Below are 19,686 nucleotides of genomic sequence, written 5' to 3'. Positions count from 1 at the left end.
CTTCGCCGAAGGCCAAACCAAAGCCAGTTCGGATAAGACAGATGGGCTTGCTGCTAAAAGATGAATACTGAAAAGCAGTTCATCCTTATATATCGACCATTCATACCAAAATACTAATATCCCTAATCAAGTACCTTGCATCACAAAGTACCTTAGTGTATGTTTGTTCCATCCATTGACCTATGACCCACTACGGCTCATGAATATTGAAAACGCGCAGGTCCAGATGCGAAAAGGCATTCTGGAATTCTGCATTCTGCACATCATATCAAGGGGCGAAATTTACGCTTCCGATATGCTCGATGAGCTCACCTCGGCCCGCATCATGGTGGTCGAAGGAACGCTCTATCCACTTCTGACACGCTTGAAAAACGCCGGGCTGCTCGATTATAAATGGGTAGAATCGACGTCAGGCCCGCCCCGTAAATACTATATGCTCACCGAATTAGGTCGAAATTCATTAGAATCGCTGAATGAAACGTGGCAGGAGCTTTCCGACTCGGTGATGCTCATCGTTAACCGGGCACAGGCTAAAGGAAACGGCGTAGCACCCACCATTCAAACGGCCGTGGATGTGCAACCCGCCCCTGTTGCTCCAGGCGAGGCGATTACTGACGTGGCGGTTCCAACGACTCCCGCGACCGACTCGCCCGAGTCTGCCAGTGAATCGGTCAATATTGTGATGCCCGAATCGGTGCCCGAACCTAAACAAGATCAATAAGCCCCATTTACAACCATGAAAAAGACCATCAGCATCAACATCAGCGGGGTGATCTTCCATATTGAAGAAGACGGCTACGAGAAACTGAAAAGTTACCTCCAGTCTATTCAGCAGTATTTTTCGACCTATGATGACAGTCAGGAGATTGTCACCGACATCGAGAACCGCATTGCCGAGAAGCTCCTCCAGAATCTGAAAGGCGACGAAAAAACGCCCGCCCGCCAGGCAGTTACGCTTGAAGACGTAAACGGCCTGATTGCCAAAATGGGCACCGTTGCCGATTTTGAAGCCGTTGAAAATGAGGAGGTACTGGTGACGGGCGGCAGCCGGGCCAAAACCAATCCAACTCCCCGCACAAACGTACCGGAGTCAGACTACCCGGGCACCGAAAAGACGACCAACGCCCCACCGCCGGGCACCAGCTACAGCTTCAAGAGCGGTAAATACGAATATGCGGCTAACGCTGGTCAGTCGCAGCGCACAACAACCAACGGCAACCGGAAACTATCCCGCGACCTGCGCCACAAAACGCTGGGTGGCGTAGCAGCCGGTCTGGCCCACTACTTCCGGATCGACCCGGTTTGGGTACGTGTGCTACTAGTAAGCCTTGTCATTGGTTTCCCCGCCGTCAGTAGCGGCCTTTTCGACGACGGCCGCCTGTTCGGTTCGCTCTCGGGCATGACCGTTATTGCCTACATTTTGCTCTGGGCTTTTCTCCCAGGCGACTCATCGCTGGAAGAGGAAAAGGGGATTCGTAAGTTTTACCGCAACCCCGAAAACAAGGTACTGGGGGGCGTTGCGTCGGGCCTGGCCGCCTACTTCGGCGTCGAAATCAGCGTGATCCGCATTGCGCTGGTCTTATGCGTCTTCGTGTTTGGCTTCGGCATTCTGGCTTACATCGTGCTCTGGATGGTAGCCCCTGAAGCACGCAGCCTGACCGAAAAAATGGAGATGACTGGCAAACCTATTACGCTCAGCAACATTGAAAGCAGCGTAAAAAGTAACCTTAACATTCCGGAATCAGCGCCTGAAAGCGGCCTGACCCAGCTATTGCTCTTTCCATTCCGCGCCATTGCCGCCATCTTTAAAGCAATGGGCCGGTTGTTTGGAAAAACGCTTGGCGGCCTCGGTAGCGTGATTCGCATTCTATTTGGTTTGCTTCTGCTAGTTGTAGGTTTCAGCTGCATCATGGCCTGTGTGATCGTATTTGGCGCAGGTATTGGCGTGTTGGCAGGCACGAACTTCGGCGATGGCGATGGTATTCCCCTGTCTATTCTGCGCGAAGACGCCAGCTTCCTGACTCTGCTGTCAGCTTTCGTTTTCGCCTTTTTGCCCAGCCTGGCCTTGGCCTTGACCGGCCTCATCGTGATCACCCGCAAGGCACTGCTCAAAGGCAATGCAGTGCTTACGCTGCTGGCTATTTGGGTAATCAGCGGCGTTATTCTGGCCACAACCATTCCGCAAATTCTGGGCGAGTTCAAACGCAACGGGAAAGTAGAAACGTCGCTGGTACTGCAGCCAACCGGTACGCCAACCTTTGAATTGAATCGACTCGATACCGACAACGAGTTCCGCAGCCGCACGTCGATCGAACTATTGGGCTACCCGGGTCCTGACGTGAAGGTAGTGATCGAGGCATCAGCCCGGGGTCGCAGCCGCGACCAGGCCCAGGCAACGGCCCGCGAGATCAAGTACGTACCTACCGTTTCCGATTCGCTGCTGACCTTCAACGACGGGTTCATCCTGCCCGAAGATGCGCGCTTCCGTAACCAGGAACTCCAGATTCGCGTCTACGTGCCATTTGGAAAGCCGTTCCGCATGACCGAGCAGTTTGCCCGCTTCATCGTCAACCGGTTCGACGATGGTGAACTCAACAAGATGCCAAACAATCTGTGGCAGTTCACTACCGCAGGCCTGATGGGCGTCGGCTTTGAGCGTACGTTGGACTCTGATCAGAACGACAATGATGATGATTACGACAACGATGAAGATGACGTGAACGTGGATACCAATGGCGAGCTGACCCGCTCACTGCTTCCGGCGTCAGCAACCGCTACGGCTGCGCCCACCACCGTAGCAGTCACCGGTCATTTTGCTGTTCGCTTCCAGAAAGGCAGCACCTTTAAACTAGACGGCGACGGTAGCCAGGAAGGTCTCGACCGGGTTACGGTTTCCAACGAAGACGGTGTTCTCCGCATTGAGCAACGCGACGGCAATACCGACCAGAACGGCCGTATCGGGCTCACCATTACCCTGCCCGCCATTTCGGTGATGCGGCTCTCGGGCCAGACGGAAGCCCGCCTTACAGAATTCGACGAGTTGAACGATCTGAAAGTTGATTTGTCGGGTGCCAGCAAGGCCTTTGTGCGCACCACTGCCCGAACAATCACAACCGACCAAACCGGCGAATCACGTCTGGTTCTCCGCGGAAAAGCCAATCAGGTCATTGCAACACTATCGGGTGCCAGCCGGTTACAGGCCAGCCAGATGCGTATCGATCGGGCCGATGTGAACACCTCGGGGGCCAGCAACGCCCGACTTGGTGAAATAAAAAACCTATCAAAAAAGACATCGGGCGTTAGCCGAATCAGGCAGAGCAGAGACCGGGATTGAGTACCTTTACAATAAACAAGTGCCAACGAATACGTATCAATCGCTTCGCCTGACTTTATGAGTTGGCGGAGCGATTGATACGTGTTTATTGATAACTGCTAATTGTTAACTGTTAATTGATACTGACTCATGCCAACCTGGTTTATCGGCAAAATACGCTACCAACAAACCGACGATTCAGCCGCCGTTGATACCCGCAATGAAGGCTCTGCTGAAGCGCCGAAAATGAAGACCATCAATGAAACGTACCTGATTGATGCCGTTTCATATACCGATGCCGAAGCCCGTTTGTATCGCATCGTGGCCGACAACACGCCCGACTTTGAGATAACGGCCATTCGGCCCATGCGCCTGAGCGACGTTTTCCATGTGGAGGGTGGCGACAATTGGTATAAGTGCAAAACGTATTACATGACCGAAGATGACAAAGGCCGCGCCAAGAAGGTGCTCAGCACAATGCTCATCAACGGCTCGAACCTGCGCGAAGCACACCAACGCCTGGTCGACAACCTCAGTTCGATGCTGGTGCCGGTCGAAATCACCGACATCAACCTCACACCGATTCTGGAAGTAGTGCCCCACGACGCCCTGGAACCCGAAATTCCGGCTAACCTGAAGCCCCTCGCCCAGGTAGAAGCTGCCGCCGTCTAAGTCGGACTACCCATCAAAAAAGCCGCGTCCTGCTCAGGACGCGGCTTTTTTGATGGGTGCCGGATGAAAACGTACCTGTTACTCCGCCACGTGGCACACCAGAACTGGCACTTCGGAGGTCGACAGTAGTTTCTCGGTTGGATCTGACCCCATCAGGCCGCCCAGAAAACCCGTTTCTTTTCGCTGAATTATGAATAGATCAGGTTTGTTTTCGTCGATCTGCTCGGGAGTGATCACCGTCAGGTGCGCATCAAAAGCGTCGACGATAGCGGCGGTCTGGTCGGTCACCATCTGCTGGGTAATGTGCTGTTGTAACACATAGGCCACCGATCGAAACGCAACAGCCGATCTGGTTACCCCCTTTTCATTGTCCGGAATAAACAGAACCGGGCAGGGTGCCAACCGCGCTACGTCGTCGGCAGCACTACCCGCCATGCGGTCAAAAAACGTGGCAACGGTACTGCGTTGGGTAATCAGCAGGTCGGGCGCAAATTCACGGGCAGCCTCGACAATGCTGCTTTCGACATCGCCTACCCGCCATTCGCCCACGGCGTTGAGTCCCTCGTTTTGAAACTTCTCAACAAGCGTATTGAGGTGCTTTTGACTGATCGTCTCCAGATCAAGCGTGGCCAGTGACCCTACCCCCGGATCAGCGAAGGTAGGCAGTGAGGTGTCGGCGATGACTGGTTGATACACGTGCAATACTATAACGCGTGCCTCCCAGGCGCGGGCCATCAGGTGTAAATAAGTGAGTGTCGACGACGATTGGTCGAAGAGATCGGTTGGAAAAAGAATCGTTTTCATAAACGTATGATATGAACAAAGCCACTCACTCAACGCATCAACCGACCGTATAGTTATGCATCCTTAGCGAAGACTGGCGACTGGCACGCAACTTGTTTGTAGGAAGGCAAACCCAACCCACCATGAAAACACGTTCAGCCGCCCGGCCTTCATCGCAGCAGCACGCCCCGATTACCCCGCCTGCACCGGCTAGCCCGACTGCCCCAGCCCACAGTTCGCTGGCGTGGTATTGGTACCTGGCAGCCGCGCTGCTCATTACCATCCTTGTGTACCTGCCATCGCTACGCAACGGCTTCACGAACTGGGACGATCCTGATTACCTGACCAATAACCCCCTGCTCGATGTCAGCAAAAATTCTCTCCCGGCTTATTTCAACGCCATTATCTCAGGAAACCGGCATCCGCTCACCCTGCTCTCGCTCAGCGCCGATTATGCCCTGGCCGGGCTCGATCCCGCGCAGTTTCACCGCACCAACTTGCTGCTCCATGTACTGAACGTGGGGCTGGTGTTCGGGCTCTGCTGGCAACTATCAGCAGGCCGAAAACTGGTCGCTTTTCTGGTGGCACTTTGGTTCGGTATTCACCCCATGCATGTCGAATCGGTGGCGTGGGTGGCCGAACGGAAAGACGTACTCTACAGCTTTTTCTTCCTGCTTTCGCTGATTAGCTACTGGGCGTACCTGAGCGGGCGCAACGGGCTGTATCTCGGGCTGAGCCTACTGTGCGGCGTATTGGCCAACCTGTCGAAGCCCGCCGCAGTTATTCTGCCGATTGTGCTCGTGCTGCTCACGTACTGGCATCGGCGCACGTTCTCGGTTAAGGCGTGGCTGCCAACCATTCCGTTTTTTGTGGTATCCGCTTATTTTGCTTACCGCACCCTCACGGCCCAGGCGTCGGCGCAGGCGATCAACGACGAATACTCACTCTGGGAACGTACCCAGTTGGGAGGCTACGCGCTGATCAGTTCATTCCTCAAAGTCATCTGGCCGCTCGACCTGTCGGCGCTCTATATCCGACCTAAGGCAGGCGAGGCTTTTCCGGGGCTGTTTCTCGTGTATACCCTGTTGAGCGTTGGGGTACTTGCCGGACTGGTGTGGCTCTACCGACGGTCGGCGCTCTGGTTTTTCGGACTGGTCTTTTTCATCGCCAACCTGGCTCTGACTCTGCAGTTGATCAAGGCTGTGGGTAGTGCCGCCTATGCCGACCGATACACGTACATTGCCTACATTGGGTTGTTTTTCGCCGCCGCCACCACGCTTGATACCCTTCGCGAACGGAACTGGAAACAGGCTGGACTGGCGCTGGCAGGACTGTTCACCATTGCCTTTGTCTGGCTTACGGTGCAGCGCATTGCGGTCTGGCAAAGCTCGGAAACACTCTGGACCGACGTGCTGAAAACACAACCCACCTCGGCTACGGCCTTCAGCAACCGGGCGTTGTACTACGAGCAGACCGACCGGCTCGACGAGGCCCTGGCCGACTACAACCGCGCCGTGCAACATGACCCGAAACCACTGTTCCGCGCCAACCGGGCCTACCTGCTCTCGAAGCTGAACCGACCCGCCGAGGCCGAAGCCGACGCGGATTTTCTGCTGACCCGGAATCCAGACAATACGGTGGCCCTGACCATCAAGGGCACTGCCCTGGTGGGTAAAAACCAACCCGCAACAGCCATCACGTACCTGGAACGCGCCTACCGCCTCGACTCGACGTACCTGAATACACTGGCCAATCTGGGGGCGGCCTACTTCACGAATCAGCAATACCCCGAAGCCATTCGGTTCTACAAGAAGGCCATTGCCCGCAGCCCGGCCAACGCTCAGTTTTTGACCAACCTGGGCGCTACGTACCTGCAAAACCGACAGTATACCGAGGCCGTTTCAACCTGTGAGCAGGCCATTGCCCTCGACGCCGCCAACGGCCCGGCGCATGTATACGCCTGCTACGCGCTCATCAGGATGAACCGGATTGCCGACGCTCGTAAGCACGCCCAACAGGCCAAAACCCTGGGCCAGCCCATCGACGCGGTACTGAGAACGTTGCCCTAGCAGCAACGGCCTATTCCACTTTTACGGCCTGCTCTTTGGTCAGCTTTGTGAGCGCACTCAACGCGGCAACCTTGTCGGCCGGTAACCCGATCCGGGGCAGCATGGTCTCGAACAGGTCGAAGCTCCAGTTGTATATACGCTCGGGCGATGCCTTCAGGTACGTTGTCAGCGAGGTCTGGGCCTGTTCCGGCGTTTGGCTGCCGTTGATAACGGCGATGCAGGTAGCCAGGTACTCCTGTAGAGTAGTGTAGCCGCCCAGATTCATTCCGAACGTATTGCCCGGCTTTCCCATCAGGCCATCTTTTGCAAAGTATTTTCGGTACTGCGCCAGTGCGGCCGTTGCTTTTTCGGGCTGGTTAGTCAGAATGGCCAGCTCCACTTCGGTCAGGCGTTCACCCGGACTGGCCGCGACCATGGCTGTGTATACCTCGTTGGCTTTACTCAGGCTGGCTTTTGCTGCAGCAGTTCGGTCGAGGCTGGCGTTGGCCTTGCCCCGCTCAATGTAAAACGTGGCCCGGACAGCCGAATTCTCTTCGCTGGGCAGCAGGCTAATCGCCTTATCCAGGTCAGCCAGTGCTTTTTCATACTGGCCGAGCGCCAAACGGGCGGTTCCGAGTCGCCCCCACCATTGGGCAATCATTGTGGCTTGCCGGTCCATCACCACCATGTTGATCGACATATTGTTGGTCATCGCACTACGTTTCAGTTTAGGGGCAAACGAAATAGCGTTTTCCAGATCGGCAACGGCCAGGGCGTACTCTTTCCGGAACAGGTACAGTTCGGCCCGTTGCGCGAACGGAAGCGCCTTCAGCGAGTCGGGCGCGACGAGAACAGCCTTGTCAAAATTGGCGAAGGTTTCGCCCCAGTTTCGCTGCTGCACCTGCCGCATCGCCGCGTTCATATAGGCCTGCATAATCCGGGCGTCGGGCTTATCGGTGGGCAACGAGCCGCTGGCCAAACGGGCTTCGGTAAAGGCTGTCCTGAGCATTTCTTTATTCCAGAAACTCTGGTTGAGTGCTTTAGGCAGTGGGTAGTTGTAACTCAAATTAACCTGCTCAAGCTGCGGCGCGTCGAGAATGGCCTCAGGTACGTCGCGCAAACTGTTTTGACTCATCGACAGTTGGCGGAGCTTCACCGTCTTCCAGTCAATATCAGTGAGGCGATCAATGCCACAGTGGTCAAGCTGAAGGCTGGTCAGGTCAAGCAGCGACGTGATTTTCTGGATTGCGTCGGCCCCGTCGAACGCGAGTTGATTTCTAATGCTAAGGATACGCAGCTTTCCGCAACGGGCCAGACTGTCGGGGAGTTGCTCCAGCATGCCCAGCGATTTATTCGTAATCGGCTCGACGCCGCCATCCAGCACAAAGTATTCCAGTTTCGCCAGTCGACCAATGCTGGTGGGCAGGCCAAGTAGCTTACTGCTCTTTACCGACAAGTTGGCTAGATTGACCAGTTTTCCTAACTCTTCAGGTAGTACCACCAATTGTGGTATTACAAGGTTCATCATACGTAAGCGAACAAAATCAGTTAGACCGGACGGCAGCAGGCGCAGTTGCGGCAGCTCGAGGGTGAGCGTCTCCAGGTTTTTCAGGTTAGAAAAACTGGCTGGCAATACAGCGAGCGTACTATCGGCAATAGACAGAAATTGCAGTTTCTGGCAGTTTCCCAGCGATTCCGGGAGCGACGATAACTGCCCACCAGACACCGACAGCCTGTTTAGTTCGGTTAGGTTGCCCAAGGTGGCCGGTAATGCACTCAGCCGGGTTTTTTGGAGCCCCAGCATCGTCAGCGATTTTAGCTCACCGATCGACGCCGGTAAGCTTGCCAGCAGTGGGTTAACGTCGAGCGATAGCGACGTCAACGCCCGGCATTGCCCAATATCGGCGGGCAAGGTGATGAGCCTGTTCTGCGTTACGTTCAGGTTCCGCAACAGTCGTAAACGACCCAGGCCCGGCGGCAAGCTTGTTAGCTTATTCGAGGCCAGGTAGAGGTCCGTCAGATTGGTAAGTTGAGCGAAGCTGGCGGGCAATGATTCAATAGACGTACCCGATATAGCTACCATCCTGAGGGCCGTCAGGTTACCAATTTCTGCCGGTAGTGCGCGCAGTTTGCTACCGTTTACCGATAGGGCCGTCAATGAGGTCATGGCCCCGATCGAGGCAGGTAACGCCGTAATACTGCTACCGTCGATCCGCAGATCGAGCAGTCTGGGCAGGGTGGTAATCGATGCCGGAAATTGGCTCAATGAATCGGGATACTCAATCGCAAGCGATTGTAATTGCGTCAGATTGGCCAACGATTTCTCCGTTGGCAGAACCCGACAGCCCGCCAGCCTTACCCGGCGCAAGTCCGGATTGTTAGCCAGCCAGTTTAGCGATGTTTGCCCACACCGACTCAGATCGACCAGTTTCAGCGAGGTGACGCCCGCCAGCACGGAATCAATCGCGATTGACGTTCCTTGCGCGCCATCTAGGTACAGCGTGTCCAGATGGGCTAACTGCCCGAGGCGCAACCCGGTAAACCCACCTTTCTGAGGCTCGACACGGAGGTGAAGCCTCCGTAAATTGGGCAGTTGCTTCACGATACTGGCTACCTGTTTACCAGCCCCGGACGTGTAAAGTTGAAGCACTTTCAGATTGGTCAACCCGCTCATCGCCTTCTCGAAGTCTTCCCCTTCCATGTTCCCGTACAGCGTCAGCGACTCGAGCTGCGTTAACTGCCTTAGTTCTAGTGGCAACGCATACGGCCCACTCCCAATGCCACCACTAATCGTCAATGTCTTCACCGATGGGCACCGACTCAACCACTGAAGGCTCGCCGCCAATTGATCGAACGAGAGAGTTGCCGTCGTCAAGGCTGTCAACTGAGCGCCTCGCCTACCATCAATTGCGGGCATTGTTTCCTTACCGGTAGACTTCGGGGGCATAACCGTACTTACGTTCATAAAGACCAACTCGGGCCAGTTGGCCAAAGACCGTGACAGGGAATCGGCCAGGGCTTGGGTCAGCGGAGTGGCAAACCGTAGATTCAGCTGGCGCACATGCTGCACGTTGCGCAGGCTGGTCCAGTCGCCTCGTCGGCTGGTTGAATCGAGGGTCAACGACAGCGTGATGGGGATATCCGTTTGGCGACTCCGTTCGGCCAGTGTCGCCCAGCTCGAGTACGTTTTGAAGAACTCATTCTCCGGTTGACCGGAAATTTTCGCCCCCGGCCGCATTACTTCCGGCGAGAAATAGCGGGTTTGCCGAACGGGGATGGGGTTCCCTGAATTGCCTTGCCCAACGGCAATTTTTGAGCCTATTAAGAGGCAAAAGAAAAGTAAACAACGAAGCATACGATGTGGGAGAGTAAGTAGGTTAACAGATGTGGCAAGTTGAGGTATCCACTGGCAAAATCCATTGATTGATGTCAAGATCGTGTCGTTTCCACAGGTACGTTCCGATACTGGTGTCCGGGCTTAAGCCCGGGTTCCGTTAGCGGTCTATTACCAGTTTGAGCGCTTCTGCCAGTTCTGTTCGTCTGAAAAAAGACCGGTTCAGGTGCGCGGGCAGGTTGGTTTCTGAAAAATTGGCCTGCTCCAGATTGGGCGCCTCCAGCAGGGCCGACGACAACTGGCTGAAACGGTTTTGCGACAGATTCAACGTTGACATCAGCAGGTTTTTCCACGATACACCCGCCAGATCGGTAAAGCCGCAGTTGACGAATGCAATACGGTGAAGGGCAGGCATTCCCGCCATTAGTTGCAGGCTTTCAACCCCATCGAACTGCTGCTGGTGCTGCATCGTCAGATCAACCAGCGCCTTGCAGGAGGCAATACGCGCGGGGAGCATCATCACCCGCCCCAGCCCATGCCCCGTTAGTGAGTCGCTTCGCCCAACAAGTGCCAACGTCGATAATTGGGTCAGCTTATGCAGCGATTCTGGCAGGCCAATCAGGCGGCTGCCGGTCACGGACAGGTATGTCAATTGCTGGCAGTCGGTGAGCGGGGTGGGTAAGACCAGCAGACGGTCGCTCTCGACACTTAGTGATGTTAGCTGCTGCCATTGACCAATCTCGTCGGGTAACGATTCCAGTTGCAGCAGCGTCAGATCCAGCGTAGTTAGCTGCTGCCAGTTGCGAATGGAGACGGGCAATTGCTCGATGGGATTATGCCGGATCGTGACGCTGGTCAGTGAGGTTAGCCCGCCGATGGCTGCTGGCAGCACCCGAATCTGATTCGGGCCAAGCGTGAAGCGGCTCAACCGTCGTAGTGAGCCAATCGCATCGGGCAAGGCTGTCAGCAGATTGCCGCCCAGCACCAGCGTCTCCAGCGAATCGAGCTGTCCGATACCGTCAGACAGGCTCGTCAACGGATTATTATCGAGTAGCAAGGTAGTCAACCGCCTGAACCGGCTCAGCGATTTCGGGAGCGTTGCAATCTGATTATCTGTCAGATAAAGCGCACGTACCTGAGTCATACCCGTCGGAAACCGGCTGATCTGATTCCAAAAGGCAGCGACCGTTTCCAGTGCAGGCAACGTACCCAGAAAGTCGGGCAGGGCCGTTAACTGATTCATGGATACGTTTAATTGCCGCAGCTTTTTCAGCTGCTCCATCGAGGCCGGCAGACTCGCTAACAGATTGCTGTTAATCGAGAGGTTGGTCAGGTAAGATAGCTGGCCAATATTGTCGGGCAGGGCCTCCAACTCGCATTTACTGGCACTTAATACCCGTAAGCGACTCAGCCGACAGACGGCGGCAGGCAGTGAGTGCAACGGATTGTTGTCGATGATCAGCTCTTCCAGCGCCGCCAACTGGTCGAGGTTAGCGGGCAATGCGGGTAGGTCAACGTCGGGCATCGATAAGAAAACGAGTTGCCTGTTAGCCAGCAAACTAGCCGGAAACGACTCCAGCTTCAGGCCCTCTACCTGTACCCGTTGCAGCGACGTAAGGCCCGCCAGCGTCGAGTCCAGCGATCGAACAGACCGTTTAGCCAGCGAGGCTGCCCGGGCGTCGTTGGGTACCAGCCCCGACCGATTCGGAAATTGCTGGATACTGAGGTCTAGCAGAGCGGGCAACGTACCCAGTCGAAGCTCGCTCGCCGGAAAGCAATGCACCTCAAGCCGACGCAGCTTTTTCAGGTACGTTAACCCTTCGTTCAACTCCGGCAGGTTGGGGTCGTGAATCGTTAGCGCCGTCAGGTTTATCAGTCCTTTGAACACCTCAGGCGCTACCCGTGCCTGCCCCAGAATGGTCAATTCAGTCAGCTTGCTTAATCCGGCCAGCGCCGACAGATCCTGTTTCGCCTCGTAGGCATACTGCTGAATAACGAGCGACTCCAGGGCAGGCAACGCCTTGAGAGCCTTGAGGGCATGCGGGAGGTTTATGTTATTATCCAGGGTTATCTGCCTGACCGAAGTAAGCTTGTCCCAGCCAACCCCGGAAAGCTGCGCCATCACGGGCTTGAACGAGAACGTAACCTCGCCACTCTTTCCCCTGAATAGAACTGATGGTCCATTCTTCACGCCCGGCCGGGACATGACCAGCGACCGGATGTCCAGCCGCTCCAGCTTTGTCCAGCCAGCCAGAATCGGCATTAGCTCGTTGCCCATCAGGGTGTCGGTCAGTTCGATGGCCAGGCTGGTAGGGGAAGCAAGACGCTGCAAAAGCGGCCAGTCGGCGGTGTTTTTTTCTACCTGTAGCGTCAAATGATAAGGTTTCTCTCCCTGCTTCACTAGCTTTTCGGTCAGCTCAGTCAGCGAAGTATACTCAACCAGCTGACTAGTCGCTATGCCCCGATAGACCGGTGATTTGGGGACGTACCAGGTCAGCGATGGTTGGTCGGGCAGGCGTTGCGCCCAGGTGAAGGTGGATAAACAGGTCAACCACAACCCGATCAGGTACGTTATCCTTACGTGCTGACGATTGCCGCCCCGATATCCTTGCATAGCTTTGTGTGATCGCTGGTAAACGAAGCAATTTAAGTAACGATTTCAACGAATAACCAACCTAATGTCTGTCGCATCCGAAATAGATTCAGCGGTACTTACACCGGCTCAACAAGGCTTTTTTTTTCCTGCCGAATGGCATCCGCATGTAGCTACCTGGCTCACCTGGCCGCATACCGAAGCGTCGTGGACAAAAGAGCGGCTCGAACGTATGATGCCCGCTTACCTCGAATTCATCATGGCCATTTCGGAAAGCGAGCAGGTATGCATCAACGCGCATAACGAACTGGTGATTCAGCAAGCCAAAATGCGGCTGCTCATGGCCGGAGCCAACATGGACCGCATCACCCTCCTGCCCTTCCCGACCAACGATTCATGGTGCCGCGACCATGGTCCGGCGTTTCTGATCAATCCGGCTAAAAAAGAGCGGATGATCGTCAACTGGGGCTACAACGCGTGGGGGGGCAAGTACCCGCCTTACGATCGCGACGACCTGCTGCCTACAGCCATTGCTCACTACCGCAAGCTGGAGTATGTAACGCCCGGCATTGTAATGGAGGGCGGCTCTGTGGAATTCAACGGTGCCGGTACGGTCCTGACCAGCCGGGCCTGTCTGCTCAATAAAAACCGCAACCCAAACCTGTCGCAGGCGCAGATTGAGCAGTACCTCTGCGACTATTATGGCGTTCAGCAGGTGTTGTGGGTGGAAGATGGTATCGTAGGCGATGATACCGACGGTCATATCGACGATACGGTTCGGTTTGTGAACGAAGACACGGTCATTGCCGCCATCGAGCACAACCCCAACGACGCGAACTATGCCCCTTTGCAGGAGATTCACCACGAACTTCGGCAGATGCGCCTGCTCAACGGCAAGCAGCTCAACATTGTGGAGTTGCCTATGCCCGACCCGGTTGAAAGTGATGGCCAGCGACTGCCCGCCTCGTACGCGAACTTTCTGATTACCAACAGCTCGGTAATTGTACCAACGTTCCGCTGCGCCAACGATCAGCCTGCTCTTGACCTCATCGGCCAGTGCTTTCCCGACCGCAAAATCGTCGGCATTGACTCAACCGAAATTGTCTGGGGCCTCGGCAGTTTCCATTGCCTGAGCCAGCAGGAACCAGCTATTTAGTTCTTTCTCGGATTCCGTGGGTTAGCATCCACGGAATCCGATTACGCGATTAAAGTGGTCCCGTTACCAGCTCGCCTTCCGTGGGCTGGGTTGTTTTCCGATCAGTAAACAGGAAGATAAAGAGGAGCAGCACAACGGCGGCAATGGCAGCGGGGACCATCCAGAAAGCCGTGTAATCGATGCCCGTTGGCGTTTTTGCCCAGTCTTTTACGAACCCCGACAGGTATGAGCCAATGCTCATGCCGATGCCGTAGGTAGCCAGCGAAATCAGGCCCTGCGCCGACGAACGAATAGAATCGCCCGCCTTATGGTCGGTGTAGATCTGGCCCGTTACGAAGAAGAAATCATAGCAGACGCCGTGCAGGATAATGGCTAGGTAGAACATCCAGATGCCCGAGTCGGCGTTGCCATAGCCGAAGAACAGGAACCGCGCGATCCAGGCGATCAGGCCGATGATGAGCATGTTTTTCACCCCGAACCGGGTAAAGGCAAACGGGATCAACAGCATAAAAATAACTTCCGACGCCTGCCCCAACGACATCACGTTCTCTACGTTACTCATGCCCGAATCGGTCAGGGCCGAGTTGGCCATGGCGTAATAAAACGAGAGCGGAATACAGATCAGCACCGATGACAGGAAGAAAATAGCGAACGACCGGTCTTTGAACAGTTGAAACGCATCGAGGCCCAGAATCTGGCTGATCGATGCACCACCCGTGGCTTTGGGCGGGGTATTGGGCAGAAAAAATGAGAAGATACCCAGTGCCACCGACATATACATCGACAGCTCAAAAATGGCCACCTTATCGCCAAAGCCGTAGTAGCCCACAATGTTGGTCACCACAATCCAGGCTACCGTTCCCAGCACCCGAATACCCGGAAACTCCTTCTCGGGGCTAAGCATCTGCTGCATCGCAATCGACGAGGTCAGGGCCAGCGTGGGCGCAAACGTGATGCAGTAGATCAGCAGAGCCCAGAAAAACTGATCGGGGTCGCGTACATCGATGAGAAAATACAGCACCGCCGCACCCAGCAAATTCAGGATTCCGAGTACGCGCTGGGCGGCGAAATACCGGTCGGCGATCATGCCAACGAAAAAAGGAGCCACCAGCATAGCCAGCGAAAAAGTGGCGAAAGCGGCGCCTTGTTGCACGCCTGTAGCCCCCATACTTTTTTCCATGTACTTGGTAACCTGGCCATACCAGGCTCCCCAGATGAAAAACTGGAAAAACATCATGGCCGATAATTGCAGTCGGGTAGTCAACGACATCAGGTACGTTCAGTTTAAGTGTCTGTATTGAAGAAGGTCGAATCTACGGATAAAAGCCGTTTCGTGCGATTTATCCTAACCAATGACCGCTCGCCAACCAGTTTGTACTACTCGTTTTTTCACATATGAGCGTAGGTGCGTCACCTGATCAGGCCGGGTGAAATGCAACAGCCCGGCGCTGGAAATACCATGCGCCGGGCTGTTGACTCTGTATGTATAATTGGATAACGCGCAGATTGTCCCGTAGGCTGTCGTTACGTGGTAAGCCTTAAGCTCTTCTCGTCGACCCCTTGATTAGGGCAGCAATACCGAGAATCACAACGGCACCAACAAATGATGTTAAGATAGCGTCGAGCAGACCAGCTGATTTCCCGAAGAAATAGCCTCCGACAATACCACCGGCAATACCCAGCAGGATTTCGACGAGCAGTGAGAATGAGAACCGCTTAAATACGAGGTCGGCTAACCAACCGGCTACAGCGCCTACAAGGATTGATGTTAAGATACCCATGACAGTTTTTCTTTTAAAGTTGAGTTTGCACTAAAAACAGAGATATAACAGCACGGTATGATTTATGTTTGGCCGTTCAATAGAACGCACTGACTACTGTTCTGTGTTGATGCCTGAAATCGGCCTGTCGTAAAGCCGTATCTTTGCCCCATGCGTACCGAACAGCAGCAACAACTAACCACAACTACTACTCTGCCCGTTATGGAAGCGTTTTACACGCTTCAGGGTGAGGGAGCCCATTCCGGCAAAGCCGCTTATTTTATTCGCCTTGGCGGTTGCGATGTAGGCTGCCACTGGTGCGATGTAAAGGAGTCGTGGGATGTGAATGCCCACCCGCATTTCACTATTGATCAGATCGTGGCCGGGGCACTGGCACACCCAGGCCGTATGGCCGTGATTACGGGGGGCGAACCACTTATGCACGACTTAACAACCCTCACCAATGCATTGCAAGTAGCTGGTTTCCAGACTAACATTGAAACATCAGGTGTATATGCCGTCAGCGGGTCGTGGGACTGGATCTGTTTTTCACCCAAGAAATTTAAACAGCCTAACCCGGATATTTACGCGAAAGCCGATGAGTTGAAAGTCATTATTTACAACGCGTCTGACTTCGCTTTTGCCGAATCGTTTGTGGCCCAACTGCGACCCAATTGCCGGTTGTTACTGCAACCGGAATGGAGCCGATCAGACGAAATGCTGCCTCGTATCGTTGAGTATGTAAAGGCAAATCCACAGTGGCAAATCTCCCTGCAAACACACAAGTTCATGCAGATTCCCTAACGCACCGGCCGGTGTTGCGACGCCGCGGCGTCGTTGCGCTGACCCTCGTTCAGTGTGCGTTATTTTTCGTGCAAATTTTTTCTGCACAGGCCCAATCAAAGAAGGCGGTTGAGTTGTACACGCAGGGAATCAAGCTGTTCAACGAGCGCAAAGCGGCCGAATCGATTCCATTTTTCGAGCAGGCACTGAAAGAAACCCCTGGTTTTCTGGATGCACACGTGCGGATGGGGCAGGCCTACGAGTTTACCCGACGCCCCGAACTGGCTCTGAAAGCCTACCGGGCCGGTATCGCCCTGCTTGGTAATCAGCCGACCACTGAGCCGGGGGCGGCAACCGGTGCCGCAGCAGCAGCGTATCAGGGGTCGGCGCAGATTCTACTGAAACTGGGTCGGTACAGCGAAGCCATCCCGATGCTTGAAACGTTTCTAAAGTATTTCGCACCGGAATCGGCCAAGGCAAAGCAGGTGCAGCGATCGCTGGCCACTGCCCGCTACGGACAGGAAGCCGTTCAGCACCCGGTTTCGGTAAGCCCCAAACCACTGTCGGAATCACTGAAGATTGGCGAATCGCAGTATTTTCCGGTGCTCACCGCCGACGAGCAGACACTGGTATTCACGATGCTGAAACCGGAAGGCGACGAAGACCTGATGACGGCCTCCTGGTCGCCCGAAGGGGGTTGGCAAACACCGGTTACATTATCAGCCAGGATCAATACGGCCGACAATGAAGGTACGGCCAGCCTCTCGGCCGACGGGCGGTTGCTGGTATTTACCGCCTGCCAAAGCGGCGTGCGACAGGGTTTCGGCAGTTGTGATTTATACAGCAGCCAGAAAACCGGCGATGCCTGGAGCACTCCGCAGAACCTTGGCCCCACGATTAACACCCGCGACTACGAATCGCAACCGAGCCTGTCGGCCGACGGGCGGCAACTGTACTTTGTCTCGAACAGACCCGGCGGGCTGGGGCAGCGCGACATCTGGCGTAGCACCCGCGATGCCAGCGGCAATTGGACGGAGCCGGTGAATCTGGGCAAACCCGTAAATACGACCTTAAACGAAGCGTCTCCTTTCCTGCATGCTAATGGGCAAGCCCTGTTTTTTGCCTCGGAGGGGCATATCGGGCTGGGTGGATATGATCTGTTTCTGAGCCGTTTCAGACCCGATAGCGTTAAAACCGGCTGGACTACCCCTATGAATTTAGGGTATCCGATCAACACGTCGGAAGATCAGGCGTCGCTGTTTGTATCGGCCAGTGGCGCCAAAGCGTATTACTCGTTTGAGGAACAAAAAGAGGGCGTATCGCAAAAGTCGCGGATTTACACCTTCGACTTGCCCGCTACGTTGCGCGAGCAGGTACGTCCTGTCAACTACCTGAAAGGCCTGGTCACTGATGCCCGCACCAGCAAGCCCATCAGTGCCACCCTCGACCTGATCGACGTACGCACAAATCAATCGATATCCCGAATTTCATCTGACGCTCAAACCGGTCAGTATATAGCTGTGTTACCGGCGGGGGGCGAGTATGCCTTATACGTCAGCGCGCCGGGCTACCTGTTCAAAAGCCTGTCGTTCAACTATACCGACAAAACGTCCACCGAAACGGGGATGGGATTAGGCGTTTCGCTCGATGCCGGTCTGGAACCTATCAGCCTAACCAGCAAAGAAGTCTTGAATAACCTTTTCTTTGAATACGCTCAGTACGAACTGTCGGGCAAATCACAGACTGAACTGGAACGTCTGGCGGAGTTTATGAAGGTAAATCCTTCCGTCCGGATAGAGATCGCTGGCCACACGGATGACCGGGGCGACCCCGCTGCCAACCTGGACCTGTCACGAAAACGGGCACAGACGGTTGTCGACTACCTGGTTCGGATGGGTGTAGCTCCCACCCGTTTAAAGGCCATTGGCTACGGAAAAACCCGACCTGCCGTGAAGGGGACTACCGACGAGGCCAGGCAACGTAATCGCCGCATCGAATGGCGGATTCTCTAACTTCGTTGCTACTAACCAAGCAGGATTTGGTGCCATCCGAGGTGTTGGCATCCCTTCCTGAACGGCTGATCTGGTGCGTAAAAAGTATTACCCGTACTATCATTTCAACGGGTAGAACAGGTAAGTTTTGTGAACAACCTGCCTACTTTGCGGCTTTTGTAAGGAGCTTTTGCCCAAATTCACCAGCATGTTCACGATTGAAACCCGCTCGCTTGAGCCCCTCGAAGGCGCCGAAACGTTAACTGATTATATCCTTGCCAACACCGAAACAGGTGAATGGGCCACGATTTTGCCTTCTTTTGGCGGCATTCTGCGGCAATTGGTGCTTCGCAAAGGCGATAGCCGCTATACATTGATCAACAGCCCCGGCTCGGCTCAGGCGCTGTTGGCCGACGAAACATACGCCAGCGCCCTGCTGTACCCCTTTCCGAGTCGCGTGCACCACGGTATCTACCGGTTTGATGGCGAAGATTATGCCCTGCCTATGAACGAGGCCATGCGCGACAATGCGTTGCATGGGTTTGTACATCCAAAACCATTTCAGGTGGTCAGGCACGAAGCAACGCCCGACCATGCCTCGCTGACGATCATGTATGTGTATGAAGGTGACGTACCCGGCTATCCCTTTCCGTTTAAACTGACGGTCAGCTATACCCTTTCGGCGCAGGGCCTTACCCTGACGTTCGACGCCCTGAACGCCGGCACAACCCGCTCCCCGGCAGCGTTTGGTTGGCACCCCTACTTTACGCTGAACAATGCCGATACCGATAACCTGACGCTCACGCTGCCAACCAAAACGGAAATCACGCTCGATGAACACATGATCGCTAACGGCACCAAACCCGCCCCCGCCAACCGGATGGGTACGTTCAGCCTGAAGGAAGTGGAACTGGATACCCCCTGGGTTGCCAGCTTCACAGACGTAAACGGGCAACAGGAAGCCAAGACGGTGTTGCAGTGGCCCGACGAAGATGTAGCACTCGAAGTTACTCAGAGCGATTCGCTGGGGTACGTGGTCGTGTACACGCCCGCCCGCCGCGACAGCATCGCTATTGAGCCACAGACGGCCAACGTGAATGCGTTCAACAACGGACAGGGCCTGACAATTCTCGAACCCGGCAGGTCGCTCAGCGGTCGAATCGGCGTACGTTTGACCTAGAACGCAGAAGCAGGCAGAAAATCCCTGCGGGCTAGGGGACGATCTGGCGGATGGTCTGATCCTTATCCTACTG

12 protein-coding genes and 1 pseudogene are annotated in these 19,686 nt (G+C 55.0%); 8 read left to right on the top strand and 5 right to left on the bottom strand.

All coding sequences use genetic code 11. From position 1 onward, the window contains the following. Positions 1–199: 199 nt before the first annotated feature. The 3 genes and pseudogenes from F7231_RS27855 to F7231_RS22525 form a co-directional block, all read left to right on the top strand. A pseudogene (locus tag F7231_RS27855) lies at positions 200–538 on the top strand (PadR family transcriptional regulator); the annotation flags it as partial. Positions 539–736: 198 nt separating this feature from the next. After that, complete coding sequence (locus tag F7231_RS22530; RefSeq protein ID WP_166693639.1) at positions 737–3,334, top strand: PspC domain-containing protein; 2,598 nt, start codon at positions 737–739, stop codon at positions 3,332–3,334. Between the two features lie 129 nt (positions 3,335–3,463). Further along, positions 3,464–3,985, top strand: coding sequence for a DUF4494 domain-containing protein (locus F7231_RS22525; RefSeq protein WP_085414224.1), 522 nt, complete (start codon positions 3,464–3,466; stop codon positions 3,983–3,985). Positions 3,986–4,063: 78 nt separating this feature from the next. On the opposite strand, the gene F7231_RS22520 is transcribed toward F7231_RS22525, so the two are convergent. Next, a complete protein-coding gene (locus tag F7231_RS22520; RefSeq protein ID WP_166693638.1) occupies positions 4,064–4,789 on the bottom strand; it encodes a universal stress protein in 726 nt (241 codons plus the stop codon). 122 nt (positions 4,790–4,911) lie between these two features. On the opposite strand from F7231_RS22520, the gene F7231_RS22515 reads away from it, so the two are divergent. Then, entirely contained in the window at positions 4,912–6,837 is a 1,926-nt protein-coding gene (locus F7231_RS22515) for a tetratricopeptide repeat protein (RefSeq protein WP_166693637.1), read from the top strand. A gap of 10 nt (positions 6,838–6,847) precedes the next feature. On the opposite strand, the gene F7231_RS22510 is transcribed toward F7231_RS22515, so the two are convergent. Beyond that, complete coding sequence (locus F7231_RS22510; RefSeq protein WP_166693636.1) at positions 6,848–10,171, bottom strand: leucine-rich repeat domain-containing protein; 3,324 nt, start codon at positions 10,169–10,171, stop codon at positions 6,848–6,850. A 139-nt stretch (positions 10,172–10,310) separates the two neighbouring features. Beyond that, a complete protein-coding gene (locus F7231_RS22505) occupies positions 10,311–12,764 on the bottom strand; it encodes a leucine-rich repeat domain-containing protein (protein WP_166693635.1) in 2,454 nt (817 codons plus the stop codon). 64 nt (positions 12,765–12,828) lie between these two features. On the opposite strand from F7231_RS22505, the gene F7231_RS22500 reads away from it, so the two are divergent. Beyond that, positions 12,829–13,899 carry an agmatine deiminase family protein gene (locus F7231_RS22500; RefSeq protein WP_085414229.1) on the top strand — a complete coding sequence of 357 codons (1,071 nt, stop codon included), beginning with the start codon at positions 12,829–12,831 and terminating at the stop codon, positions 13,897–13,899. Positions 13,900–13,948: 49 nt separating this feature from the next. On the opposite strand, the gene F7231_RS22495 is transcribed toward F7231_RS22500, so the two are convergent. Both F7231_RS22495 and F7231_RS22490 read right to left on the bottom strand, forming a co-directional pair. Continuing rightward, positions 13,949–15,169, bottom strand: coding sequence for an MFS transporter (locus tag F7231_RS22495; protein WP_166693634.1), 1,221 nt, complete (start codon positions 15,167–15,169; stop codon positions 13,949–13,951). Positions 15,170–15,437: 268 nt separating this feature from the next. Further along, on the bottom strand, positions 15,438–15,680 hold the full coding sequence (locus F7231_RS22490) for a GlsB/YeaQ/YmgE family stress response membrane protein (RefSeq protein ID WP_085414231.1): 243 nt from the start codon (positions 15,678–15,680) through the stop codon (positions 15,438–15,440). Between the two features lie 150 nt (positions 15,681–15,830). Here F7231_RS22490 and F7231_RS22485 point away from each other — a divergent pair, with 150 nt between their 5' ends. The 3 genes from F7231_RS22485 to F7231_RS22475 all read left to right on the top strand — a co-directional run bounded on the left by F7231_RS22485 (position 15,831) and on the right by F7231_RS22475 (position 19,613). Further along, entirely contained in the window at positions 15,831–16,463 is a 633-nt protein-coding gene (locus tag F7231_RS22485; protein WP_229370238.1) for a 7-carboxy-7-deazaguanine synthase QueE, read from the top strand. A gap of 68 nt (positions 16,464–16,531) precedes the next feature. Next, positions 16,532–18,454 carry an OmpA family protein gene (locus tag F7231_RS22480; protein ID WP_310589381.1) on the top strand — a complete coding sequence of 641 codons (1,923 nt, stop codon included), beginning with the start codon at positions 16,532–16,534 and terminating at the stop codon, positions 18,452–18,454. Positions 18,455–18,641: 187 nt separating this feature from the next. Next, on the top strand, positions 18,642–19,613 hold the full coding sequence (locus F7231_RS22475; RefSeq protein ID WP_166693633.1) for an aldose 1-epimerase: 972 nt from the start codon (positions 18,642–18,644) through the stop codon (positions 19,611–19,613). Positions 19,614–19,686: the final 73 nt, after the last annotated feature.

Source organism: Fibrivirga algicola, assembly GCF_011742925.1.
In the GTDB taxonomy this organism is placed as follows: domain Bacteria; phylum Bacteroidota; class Bacteroidia; order Cytophagales; family Spirosomataceae; genus Fibrella; species Fibrella algicola.
The sequence above is the reverse complement of the archived record's forward strand: the minus strand, read 5'-3'. Positions and strand labels throughout refer to the sequence as shown.